The organism is Leyella stercorea (assembly GCF_021531355.1).
Taxonomy (GTDB): domain Bacteria; phylum Bacteroidota; class Bacteroidia; order Bacteroidales; family Bacteroidaceae; genus Prevotella.
Genome location: NZ_JADYTS010000008.1, coordinates 19,737 through 31,905, shown reverse-complemented (window position 1 = coordinate 31,905; position 12,169 = coordinate 19,737). Strand labels below are relative to the sequence as shown.

The 12,169-nt window shown below is 47.8% G+C and carries 12 protein-coding genes; 2 read left to right on the top strand and 10 right to left on the bottom strand.

From position 1 onward, the window contains the following. From I6E38_RS03780 to I6E38_RS03735, 10 genes are all read right to left on the bottom strand, one after another. Entirely contained in the window at positions 1-273 is a 273-nt protein-coding gene (locus I6E38_RS03780) for a DUF4834 family protein (protein ID WP_235392757.1), read from the bottom strand. A 61-nt stretch (positions 274-334) separates the two neighbouring features. Continuing rightward, positions 335-1,060 carry a CDP-alcohol phosphatidyltransferase family protein gene (locus tag I6E38_RS03775; protein ID WP_235392756.1) on the bottom strand — a complete coding sequence of 242 codons (726 nt, stop codon included), beginning with the start codon at positions 1,058-1,060 and terminating at the stop codon, positions 335-337. 91 nt (positions 1,061-1,151) lie between these two features. Beyond that, positions 1,152-1,844, bottom strand: coding sequence for a phosphatidylserine decarboxylase family protein (locus I6E38_RS03770; protein WP_235392755.1), 693 nt, complete (start codon positions 1,842-1,844; stop codon positions 1,152-1,154). Positions 1,845-2,046: 202 nt separating this feature from the next. Continuing rightward, complete coding sequence (locus I6E38_RS03765; protein WP_235392754.1) at positions 2,047-2,796, bottom strand: exodeoxyribonuclease III; 750 nt, start codon at positions 2,794-2,796, stop codon at positions 2,047-2,049. Positions 2,797-2,836: 40 nt separating this feature from the next. Further along, positions 2,837-3,523 (bottom strand): DUF4840 domain-containing protein, encoded by a 687-nt coding sequence (locus I6E38_RS03760; RefSeq protein WP_235392753.1) that lies wholly within the window; start codon positions 3,521-3,523, stop codon positions 2,837-2,839. 134 nt (positions 3,524-3,657) lie between these two features. Then, on the bottom strand, positions 3,658-4,248 hold the full coding sequence (gene folE, locus I6E38_RS03755; protein ID WP_235392752.1) for a GTP cyclohydrolase I FolE: 591 nt from the start codon (positions 4,246-4,248) through the stop codon (positions 3,658-3,660). Between the two features lie 225 nt (positions 4,249-4,473). Continuing rightward, positions 4,474-5,172 carry an SPOR domain-containing protein gene (locus I6E38_RS03750; protein WP_235392751.1) on the bottom strand — a complete coding sequence of 233 codons (699 nt, stop codon included), beginning with the start codon at positions 5,170-5,172 and terminating at the stop codon, positions 4,474-4,476. 74 nt (positions 5,173-5,246) lie between these two features. Then, on the bottom strand, positions 5,247-7,325 hold the full coding sequence (locus tag I6E38_RS03745) for a BT_3928 family protein (protein WP_235392750.1): 2,079 nt from the start codon (positions 7,323-7,325) through the stop codon (positions 5,247-5,249). A 49-nt stretch (positions 7,326-7,374) separates the two neighbouring features. Beyond that, positions 7,375-7,917: a DUF1599 domain-containing protein gene (locus tag I6E38_RS03740; protein ID WP_235392749.1), complete on the bottom strand. Its 543-nt coding sequence runs from the start codon at positions 7,915-7,917 to the stop codon at positions 7,375-7,377. 62 nt (positions 7,918-7,979) lie between these two features. After that, positions 7,980-8,384 (bottom strand): hypothetical protein, encoded by a 405-nt coding sequence (locus I6E38_RS03735; RefSeq protein WP_235392748.1) that lies wholly within the window; start codon positions 8,382-8,384, stop codon positions 7,980-7,982. Between the two features lie 298 nt (positions 8,385-8,682). On the opposite strand from I6E38_RS03735, the gene I6E38_RS03730 reads away from it, so the two are divergent. Together I6E38_RS03730 and I6E38_RS03725 are read left to right on the top strand one after the other, a co-directional pair. Continuing rightward, entirely contained in the window at positions 8,683-10,206 is a 1,524-nt protein-coding gene (locus I6E38_RS03730) for a sulfatase family protein (protein WP_235392747.1), read from the top strand. 698 nt (positions 10,207-10,904) lie between these two features. Continuing rightward, the gene (locus I6E38_RS03725; RefSeq protein WP_235392746.1) at positions 10,905-12,134 is read left to right on the top strand and encodes a DUF4861 family protein; all 1,230 of its coding nucleotides are present in this window, start codon (positions 10,905-10,907) and stop codon (positions 12,132-12,134) included. Positions 12,135-12,169: the final 35 nt, after the last annotated feature.

Here is a 12,169-nt window from a genome sequence, read left to right as displayed (position 1 = left end):
TCAGTTGTTTTCTTCGATAAAGTCGACATATTCGCCTTCATCCTTTGCAAATATCTTTCGCTTGGCTTGGTTCTCCGGACGTTCGTCGTAGATTTGTTCGTTTGTCGAGCTTTGTTTGTTCTCGTTGGTGGAGCGCTTTGTTGACTTGGTGTTGAATGTCTTTGCCATCTTCTTCACGCGTACATATAAGTACAATATGATGCCAATGAAGAAGAAAGCGCTCAGCAGCAAGATGAGAAATATAGATTTCAGAAAGAGTCCTACAAATACCATTTTCGTTGTCTGTTTGAAGTTAATAATTATATTTGTGCCTCTCTTGAGCTATTTCCGCTACTTATTGCTTGGCAGTTTTGTTTACAGTGTTTGCTATAACCGATGTCAGGAAGTAAGCTGTAATGATAACCCAGAAGCTTTGCATTATGCCCAGCCATATTATCATGGCGGCAGAGAATATGATGAATGAATATCTCAACTCGTTGCCTGCCCATCCCCAGTTCTTGAACTTGAGGGCGAACATCGGAATCTCAGCAATCAATAGCCAGCTGCTTACGCATATCATTGCAAGTATTGGCAATACCATCACTGAAGAACTCTCGATGATGTCGGGTTGCGATACCAGCAACGATGCCCAGAACAAGGCATTGGCAGGTGTAGGGAGTCCGATGAACGATGTTGTCTGTCGTATATCGAGATTGAATTTAGCCAGTCGCAATGCCGAGAATGCTGCCATTACGAATGCGAAGAACGGTACATAAGGCGCAATCGGTTCCATAAACGACGGATATTCCATTACCGACAGTTGTGTGAACACCATAGCAGATGGTGCAACACCGAACGTCACATCATCGGCAAGCGAGTCGAGTTCCTTGCCTATTGGCGAGCTTACTCCGAGCAGACGGGCGCTCATTCCGTCGAAGAAGTCGAATACGGCTCCTGCTACAATCCACATGAGCGCCAGTTTTGCTTCGCCGCATAAGGCGAAGTAGGTAGCTATGCAGCCCGATACGAGGTTGCCACATGTCATGGTGTTTGGTATCTTACTTGTAATGAAGTTTGCCATTATTCGAATTTTGAATTTATAAAATCAAAATCGCGGCATTGCCGCGATTATTCAAGTTCATTGTTGTTCCGTATTTTTTATTAGCCAATCTCTACTTGAGCTTAGCTATTATAGTCTGGTCGCCGGTTGTGGCCTGTCCCATCTTCACGCATATCTCGGTGCCGAGCGGCAGATACACGTCAACGCGCGATCCGAACTTGATAAATCCGAGATGCTCGTCGATGTAGCAATCCTCACCCTCCTTGGCATATGTCACGATGCGTCGCGCCACAGCACCTGCTATCTGTCGGCACAGGATGTCAACACCATCAGGAGTTGTTATGACAACGTCAGAATGTTCGTTCTCTTCGCTTGCCTTGGGCAGCCATGCCTTGTGGAAGTTGCCGTTGTGGTGTGCTACGAGTTTCACACGTCCGTCTACGGGGAACCAGTTGGCGTGTACGTTGAAGAGACTCATGAAAATACTCACCATAATGCGGCGCTCGTGAAAGTATGTGTCTTCGTCTACTTCCTCAATCACTACTATACGTCCGTCGGCTGGAGCTACTACAATCTTCTCTGTGTCTTCGCTTGGGAAAAATCTGATAGGGCAGCGGAAGAAGTTGATGACGATACCGTATACTACAGCGAATATGAGAGTGAAGCACCAGAATGGGGCTTTGTTGTCGCAGAAGCGCCACAATAACAGTGCGATAGCTGCAATGAATATGAATCCGTATACGAGAGTGTCGGTTCCTTCACGGTGTAAGCGTATTTTCTTGAATTTCTTTATTCTTTTAATCATTGTAAGTTATGGGGTTAGGCTGTATTTGGTTGTTGTTTTAATCTTTTTTTATGAATTGTTGTATGTCCAGATAGAAATGTCAAGAAACAGATGTATACACGGACACAGTTTATCTGTGCAAAGATAGTTACTTTTTGCGGAAATGACAAATATTTTAATGTTTCTTTAGGTTATGCGTATCACATTATAAAAAATAAGCCCGTCATTCTATGACGAGCTCTACTGGGCAGTGGTCGCTGCCGTATATTTCAGTATGTATTGCTGCCGAGGCGATGTTGGCTCGCAGTCGTTCCGACACGATGAAGTAGTCGATGCGCCATCCTGCGTTCTTCTCGCGAGCGCGGAATCTGTACGACCACCATGAGTAGGTAGGGTCGTCGGGATGCAGCGTGCGGAAGGTGTCGATAAATCCATTGGCAAGGAATTTTGTCATTTTCTGGCGTTCCTCGTCGGTAAATCCGGCATTCTTGCGGTTGGTCTTTGGGTTCTTGAGGTCGATTTCTTCGTGTGCCACGTTCAGGTCGCCGCAAAGGATGACGGGTTTCTTTGCGTCCAACTGCTTGATATAGTTGAGGAAGTCGGTCTCCCACTGCATGCGATAGTCGAGTCGGCGCAGTCCGTCCTGTGAGTTGGGCGTATAGCATGTCACGAGATAGAAGTCCTGCATCTCGAGCGTGATGACACGTCCCTCGTGGTCGTGCTCGTCTATGCCTATGCCGTAGCTTACGCTGATAGGTGTGTGGCGTGTGTATATGGCAGTGCCCGAATATCCCTTCTTGTCGGCGTAGTTCCAGTAGGAGTTGTAGCCTTCAAACTGCAAATCGAGCTGACCTGCCTGCATCTTTGTCTCCTGCAGACAGAAAAAGTCCGCGTCGAGTGTGCGGAAAGAGTCTTCAAACCCTTTCTGCACGCACGCACGCAGACCGTTTACGTTCCATGAAATGAATTTCATCGATATATTTTGCTTGTTATATTTGTGGTGTCGTCGCTGTTTAGTCAGCCAATGTCACAACAATGCTATTCATGAACTGTGACGGAACAGTGTGTGATGAATCGAGCTTGTCGATGCATACTGCACTCAGAGCAAGCTGTGCCTGGAACTTACGGTTGGTAGAAGAGAAAGCTCCAGTGGTGTATGGGCTGAATACGAAGTATACCGTGTGCTCAGCTCCGTCGAAGTTGATTTTGCGCTCGATGGTGTAAGGCTGTACGTAGAACTGGATTACGTTCTCGCTTACCCAGCTTGTTGAGGGAATAACATATCTTGCCTTTGTCCACATCAAATATCCTTCCGAGCTGTTCTTCAATGCGCGGATTGCCTGGTTGAGTGCGCGATACTTCTCGGCTTCGGTGCCAGTAGCAGACTTTTCTACTACCACAGCGCTATCGAGCATAAATACGGGGAAGTTCTTGATTCTGAATGTAGAGTCAGCGCTTACGTCCCATGATGTATGGATAGAGTCGTACTTTACATAAGTCTTTTGGCTTGACAAATTTCCTGTAGATTTCAGCTGGTAGAATCGAGCCTTGCCCGAGTACATTCCAGACATCAATTTCTGGTAGCGATTCTGGGTTACAGCGTCGATAGAGTCGTCATCACTGTTGAGGCATGATGTTGCACACATGGCTACGGCGATGATGCCGATGAATGTCATGAGAAGATTCTTGAAATTTTTCATTTTGTTTGTTTTGATTTTTATTGTTTATATATTCGTTGCAATGTTATTGTTTTATTGCCTTACATTAACTATAATGCAGGCTGTTGGAAAACATTGCACGGATATATCAACTTTTTTTTGAATTTTTTTGTTGATTAGAATTTGTGCGAGTTTGAATTGATGAGATTCATCAGTTCCTGGCGTGTCTTTGCCTGCTCGAAAGCGCCCGAGAAGTCGCTTGTCATGGTTATGGAGCTTTGCTTCTCCACGCCACGCATCTGCATGCACATGTGCTTTGCCTCAATCACTACCATCACTCCGAGGGGATGGAGTGTGTCCTCGATACACTCGCGTATCTGCTGTGTCAGACGCTCCTGCACCTGCAGACGATGTGAGAAAATGTCCACAACGCGTGCAATCTTGCTTAGTCCGGTGATGTAGCCGTTAGGGATATAAGCCACGTGTGCCTTGCCGTAGAAGGGCAACATGTGGTGTTCGCAGAGCGAGAACACGTCGATGTCCTTGACGAGCACCATCTGGTTGTAGTCTTCCTTGAAGAGGGCGTCGGTCAACACTTTGTGCGGATCCTGTGAGTAGCCGCGTGTGAGCACCTGCATAGCCTTTGCTACGCGCATAGGAGTCTTCTGCAGTCCCTCACGTTCGGGGTCTTCGCCGAGCAATGTCAGCACTTCTTTGTAGTGTGATGCGAGGTCGTCGAGACCCTCGCGGTATTCGGGAGTTATCATTTTGAATTTTGAGTTTTGAGTTTTGAATTTTGAATTGTTGCCTTTGGCAATTTTGAGTTTTGAGTTTTGAGTTTTGAATTGTTGCCTTTGGCAATTTTGAGTTTTGAGTTTTGAATTTTGAGTTTTGAATTTTTAGCTTTTAATTCTCAATTCAAAATTGATTAATTCCTAATCGCAGGCGAAGCCGAGAATAATTCAAAACTCAAAATTCAAAACTCCTAATTCCTAATACGCCACTGTAATCTTTCCGCTTACGATGCAAGCCTGCTTGTATCCCATCTTCTTTACCTGTTGCAGTATGGCGTTGGCTTCTGCGTAGGTGCGGTAGTTGCCCATGCGGCATATCCATCGCGGCGAGTAGAAGTGTACGTATATGGGCTGGCTTGGAAATGCCATTTTTACGGCGTTGCCAGCGTTTTGAGCTTTAATCTTGTCGTTGCGCGAGTTGCCACCGGCAAATACCTGTACGCGGTAGCCGTTCACCTTGTATGAGCGTCGCATCACCTTCTTGCGCATGTCGACAGTCGGGATTTCCATCTCGTTGTCGTTATTCTCCGCGCTTTCGGTTTTGCGGTTGTCGGCATGCTGCTCATGAGTAGCGTGCTGTTCGCGGTGGGCGTAGTTGTTGTTTTCGCCTTTATTTGGGTTGGCAGTGTGCTTTTGTTGCGCCTGCTCCTGATTGTTCTGCTTTTTGATTGGGGCGTTGTCGGTCTTGTGTGCGTTATTGGTCGTATGGTTGTCGATGGCAGGTTTGCGTGCGCTCACGTTTGCCCCGTTGACAAGCGTTTCTATTTCGCGACTCTGAGTCACGGTGACGTTTGCCTTGCCCTGCTTTTTCTCTTGCAGGTGTTGTGTGTAGGTCTGCGCCTGTGCGGCGGAGCCTATGCATAATAGCAAGTTCAGAATGAATAGAAAGCGTTTCATATATATATTATAATGTGGAGCTGCCGGCAATTGCGGCAGCTCCACTGTTTTGAATTAGTCTTGTTGAGTCCTGGTTACTTCTTCCAAGCGTCGATGATGCCCTTGAAGTCAGCGCACTTCAATGAAGCGCCACCGATGAGGCCACCGTCGATGTTAGGCTTAGAGAAGAGCTCGGGAGCGTTGCTTGCCTTGCAGCTTCCACCGTAGAGGATAGAAGTCTCCTCGGCAGCCTCCTGGCCGTACTTCTCGGCAACGATTGAGCGGATGTAAGCAAGCATCTCCTCAGCCTGGTCAGAAGTAGCAGTCATGCCAGTACCGATAGCCCAGATCGGCTCGTAAGCGATAACGATGTTCTTCCAAGCCTCAGCGTCGAGGTGGAATACTGAGCCCTCGAGCTCTGCCTTTACAACCTCGTTCTGCTTCTCTGCCTGACGCTCCTCGAGAGTCTCGCCGCAGCAGAAGAGAATCTTCAAGCCGTTAGCCAGTGCGAGGTCTACCTTCTCCTTCAGGATCTCAGCTGTCTCGCCGTAGTACTGACGACGCTCTGAGTGGCCGAGGATTACGTACTGAGCGCCAGTGCTCTTTACCATTTCGGCTGAAACTTCGCCAGTGTAAGCACCCTTAGCCTTGTCAGCGCAGTTCTCAGCACCGAGAGCTACTACGTTCTGGTCGAGCACCTGAGCTACAGAAGCGAGGTGGATGAACGGAGTGCAGATGATAACTTCACAGTTTGGTTTGTCAGCTACAAGTGCCTCGTTGATTTCCTTAGCGAGAGCAACGCCATCCTGCAGGTTGAGGTTCATTTTCCAGTTACCTGCTACAATTTTCTTTCTCATTTTCCTTTTGTTTTTAAAGATTTGAAATATTTTGTCCGATTCTTTCTTTTCTTTGTTGCGCACCCACTTCGACCATGCCCATATTCGGTCGGCAATGGTCAGCACAGCCAGAGGCAGCAGGAATGTCAGCAACACCTTAATCAGTTTTCTGGTCACTCCGTCGTCCTGCTGTTGTCCTATTGGCAGCTTGTCGGGGTTTGCCGTCAGCTCTTCTGTGTCTGGCAATTGGTTGTGGCTCCACTTGCCTATGATGGTTGCATCCTTGAGGAGCAGCAGTCCGGGGTTGCTGCGTATTATGGTCTTGAGTGTTGTCTCGTCGGCAGTGCAGAAGGGGTATTCGGCTCCTGTCAGGTCGCGCCATCGGTTGATGTCTTTGTCGGTAGATGCTGTGACGCAGTAGAACGGTATCTTGTATTCCGTTGCATACTCGTATATCTGGTCGATGTCACCGAAGTTGCTGTCGTCAGCGTATGCCAATGAGCGTGATATGAGCAGGAATGTGTATCCCTTGTGATTTAGCACATTCTCGGTGATGTCTTCGCCGGTTTCAGTGTCTGTCAGGCTGAAGTCGTGTATTGGCGGCTCGTAGCCCTGGCGTGTCTGAATGGTCTTCGAGTCGACAAACTCCCAAGTAGAGTCGGGATAGTTGTCGAGCGTGAACTCGCGCGTCTGTCCGTTCTTCTTAAGTATGAACGTGGTCTCAAACTCCGGCTGCTCGGCTCCTTCGGGTATCTCCATGCCCTTCTTGATGTTGGCTCCGATGTGATACGGACGGAAGTCGAACGTAGGCAAGGCATACAGGCAGTATACGCTTGTGCACACGATGTATATCAGCGAGTAGTTGGTCACAATCCATTGGTTCGACTTCGATATTAGTCTGCCCATGTCCATAGGGCGCAACATAGTTACTATTGCTGCTGCCAGCAACACAATGTTCTTGAGCAGAGTCTCGCCGTTGGTCAGCTTTATGGCATCGCCGAAGCATCCGCAGTCCTTTACAGGGTTGGCTATGAATATCCACACCGTGATGAGAGTCATCACCACCATCATTGCCGTCGTGAACTTTGACACAAGTCGGCGTTGTATGGCAAACAGCATGAACATGCCCAGTGCAAACTCCGTCATAGCCAATGCTATCGCTCCGGTGAGCGTAATCCAGTCGGGTATGTACTCCGCCAGATGCAACGCGGCTGCATAGTCCTTCAGCTTGTATTGTGTGCCAAGCGGATCGATAGCCTTGACATATCCTGACAGAATGAATGTCAGTGCAAGTATCAGTCGGCACAGGTTTACGGCGAGTATTCTGAGTTTGGACATTTTTGTTGATGAATTATTTCTGCTGTCGTATGTTGGCAGTGTGTGGGTATTATTCGTTCTCTGCAGTCTTTATGGCTCCGAAGCAGGCATAGTTGATGATGTCCATATAGTTGGCATCGATGCCTTCCGATACGAGAGTGTTGCCGTTGATGTTTTCTATTTCCTTGACGCGTTGTATTTTGGTCAGAATAAAGTCGGTATAGCTGCTCACGCGCATGTCGCGCCATGCCTCGGCATAGTCGTGGTTCTTGCGCAGCATCAGTTCCAGGCATTCTTTGGCAAACTCGTCGTACATAGCCATCGCCTCGTCGGGCGTGGTGTCCACGGTGTCGGTGAATCCGTTCTTGAGCTGTATAAGTCCGATGATGCCATAGTTTATCAAAGCGATAAACTCGGGGCGTATACCCTCGCCTACAAGCGTAGTGCCAGTGATTTCGATTGAGCGTATGCGCTTGGCCTTGATGAAGAGCTGGTCGGTGAGCGACGACGGGCGCAATATGCGCCACGATGCCCCATAGTCGTGCAGTTTCTTGCCGAATAACGTCCGGCACTCCTGCATCACGCTTCTGAATTGTTCTTCTGTTTTTGTCATGTCTGTTTATAAGTCGGCACAAAAATACAAAAAACCTGTCAAATAAACAAGTTTATCCTATGCTATTGTTTCTGCCTTGCGTGTATCATTCTCACTACACCGCACATAGCCTCGTATCGTGCCTGGAGCGAGTCGCGCTTTACAAGCAGCATGTTGCGTGTCAGTCGGTCGGTGGTTTCCTCTATCTGTCGTGCCACTTCCTGCAGGCGTATGTCGGTGTTTGCTACGTCTTTCTGCGCCATAGCGAGCGATGCTTTCTGCCATACCACGAGCGCCTTACGTCTTGACTCAAGTGCCATAGGGAAGCGGTCGCGCAGTACGGTTATTGAGTCGAGAGTCTCCTTGTACTTGCCTTTGGCATAGAGTTGGTCTATCTGGGCGAGCAGGTCCTGGGCCTTCTCGTCATCGGTCTTGGCGCACGCCGTGAACAGCATCAGCGTGATGATTGTTAATAATATGTATTTCATTGCGTTGCAAAATTACTACTTTATGGCGCAACGTGCAAACAATCAAGTTTTTTTAACAGCACGCGTACAACTTTAATAACGTTTGTTTTTGGGTGCCAACTGCAAAAAATGTCTAAAAACCATACAAATGGGTACTAAATAATAAAGATTCTGTACTAAAATATACGTTTGTTTCACAATGATTTCATAACTTTGTAACGTGATGAACAACCTTTTGAACGGAATCTTTATATCTCAATAGTAAAACCTAAAAACAATAATATATATGTCTAATTCAAGCTTTTTTAGCAAGCTGTCTATGCTAAAGAACGTTGCAACACCTATACTTTCGGTGTTCGCTACAACAGCTGCCGCACAGCAGCGTCCTAATGTAGTGTATGTATTCCCCGACCAGATGCGCAATTACGCTATGGAGTTTTGGAGCCAGCCAGGCTTTGAGGGATCCATCAACTCGCAGAACGACCCCGTGCATACCCCCAATATCAACCGCTTCGCTCGTGAATCGGTAGTGCTCACATCGGCACAGAGCAACTGTCCGTTGAGCAGCCCCCACCGTGGTTCGCTGCTTACCGGTATGTATCCTAATAAGAGCGGTGTACCTCTCAACTGCAACTCAAGCCGTCCTATATCTTCTTGGCTTACCGACCCCGTAAGCTGGAGCGACGTGATGAGCCAGGCGGGCTACGACTGCGGATACATCGGCAAGCTTCATGTGCAGTTCCCTACCAAGAACTCGCCACAGAACCCAGGCGAATACGTAGAGACACAGCGCCCCGTATGGGATGCCTACACCGAGCCGCAGCAGCGTCACGGATTCAACTACTGGTTGTCGTACGGCACATTCGACGAGCACAAGAACCCGCACTACTGGGACAACAACGGCAATCGTCACGATCCGCACGAGTGGTCGCCTATATATGAGGCAAAGCATGCTGTAAGCTACATTCTCAACCGCAACGGCGAGCGCGACTCCAACAAGCCGTTCTTCCTCATGGTGGGCATGAACCCGCCTCACAGCCCGTATCGTTCGCTCACCGACTGTATGGAAGAAGACTATAATCTGTATGCCAAGCAGCCGCTCGATCAGCTCCTCGTTCGTAAGAATGCAAACCGCGAAATGCGCAAGGCAGAGTCGGTTCGCTATTATTTCGCATCGGTTACAGGCGTTGACCGCGCCTTCGGCATGATTCTCGACGCACTGCGTGAGGCAGGTCTTGATGACAATACAATCGTTGTGTTCACATCCGACCACGGCGAGACAATGTGTTCGCAGAATACCGACGACCCTAAGAACTCGCCGTATTCAGAGTCGATGAACGTTCCATTCTTAATAAGATATAAGGGCCATCTCACTCCGCGTACCGACAATCTGCTGCTTTCGTCGCCCGACATCATGCCTACAATGCTCGGTCTTGTAGGTCTGCACGACCAGATTCCGTCGGTAACTCAGGGTGTTGACTATTCAAGCCTCTTCCTCGACCCGACATCTAAGACGGTTGAGCGTCCCGACGCTGCGCTGTACATACAGAATATGGACGGCGACAAGGATAAGGACGGACTCGTTGTCAACTATTTCCCGGCAGCACGTGGACTCAAGACCCACCGCTACACAATGGCCATCTACATCACACGCGACTACAAGCGTAAGGAGATTCTGCTCTTCGACGACCAGAACGATCCTTATCAGCTCAACAATATTGCCGACAAGCCTGAGAATCGCAAGCTGATTAAGCAGCTCACCAAGCGAATGGGCAAGATTCTTAAAGAAATCGAAGATCCATGGGCTACAGAAGGCATTTTGGCTAAAGTAGCGCTCAAATAAGTGTTAAAAGCTCAAAAGTGAACAGGCAGATACACCTTTCGGACAAAAATGTACCGTCCGATTGGTGTTTTCCTGCTACCTTTGCATCGTAATTCAATAGCACACACACTTATATCAAATTAATTAAAAACTAAAAGTCAAACAAGCAGACAATTCTTTATGTACACCCCTTATCTTCCCAAGTCAATTGGGAAGTGTCTGCTGCCGTTGGCGGCAGTCAAGGGCGGCAAGATTTAGATTGGTAATATAGATAGAAATAGTGATATTTCATATGTAAATGGAAAATAGGGATTTTTTGTATTAAATGGTTTATTTATAATTAGTTTATATTTAGGGCTTATGGTAAATGTGTATTACGCCCTAAGTTAAAAGTTGATGTTAGAAAACTCCTTTTTCGGGATTGCTCCATGTGATATGGGGCAATCCCTTTTTTTTTATATCCGTGTACGAAATTCGTATGTCGTTTGTACGTTTTTATACTCGAAAATAATCGGTTTGCCGTAATTTTGTAAACTGAGACGTACTATTATAGATAATAAATGTATAACAGTTATTAAATCTATCGGGAAACCAAAATACAATATTCTTAAATAGAATAATTATTAGTATATTTGAAAGCGCTATCAAGCTTATATCAAATGAAAATAATCAATTTTGGTACGTTTAGATGATATCTATTACATATTAATATATAGAAAATGATACGGAAAATAAAGTATGCGTTCATGCTTCTCCTTGCAATGGTTCAAGGGGTTGAATGCATGGCCGACGTTGTGCTCACCGTAAAAAACAGCGGACAGGAGCAACGACTTGAGGTGGCTGAGTTTGATGCCAACGAAGTGTGGAAGGCTCTCGGAGTAGCCCAAGGCAGCCCCGTGAGAGTGTTAAACCCCTATGGACTGCCAGAGGCATGCCAGATAACACACGACAACAAGCTGCTTGTCGAGACTACTGTTATCCCTGGCGGCACAGCCAAGTTCTATGTCAAGGCTGGCACACCCGACCCTACACAGAGCTATACCGTAGGAAAACTGTATCCTTGGCGTGTCGACGACTTTGTATGGGAGAACGACCGCTGCTCGTACAGAGCTTACGGTCCAGCATTGCAGCGCACCGGCGAGAAAGCGTTTGGTATGGACGTGTGGCTCAAGAGCACTCCTTATCCTGATGTAGAGAAACGTTATGCTGTTGTATACAACGGCCATCGCCACTCGGCACAGATGCGCAAGGAAGGACGCAAGCAGGAGGCCGACTCGCTCGACCAGGTTGTTTCGCTCCACCTCGACCATGGCACCGGACTCGACTGCTACAACGTAGGTCCAAGCCTCGGATGCGGCACACCTGCCATTATGCTCGGCGACAGCATCGTAATGCCGTATTGTTTCAAGGAATATCGCGTGCTGGACAATGGTCCGCTGCGCTTCACACTCGAACTTGTTTATAACACCGAGAAGATTGACGGTCAGAACGTGACCGAACACCGTATCATAAGCCTTGACAAGTGGTCGTTCTTCAATAAGATGACCGTATGGTACGACGGACTCAAGAAGCCGATGGACGTTTGCGGTGGAGTAGTGGTGCACACCGAGAAGGCTTCCGACCTGAAGCTCGCGCCCAACTATGTAGCCTATACCGACCCTACAGATTCTGCCGAACGCCATCAGTTTGAGATTTATGTGGCAGCTCTCTTCCCCAATGGAGCCGATGCTACCCAGCTCGTACGTGACCCATGGCACAAGAAGTCAGGCATCGTTGGCAACGCCGTCGGCGTAAAGCGTGGCGTGAAGAACAACGAACCTTTCACCTACTACTTCGGTGCCTCATGGTGCAAGAGCGGAACACCCAACCAGCGTGTGTGGTACATGCAGATAGAAGACTTCATGAACAACCTTAAGCAGCCGCTGCAGACTGCCGTAACTGTTAAATAAGACAGTATAGAGTGTATATATCAGTTCTTATATCA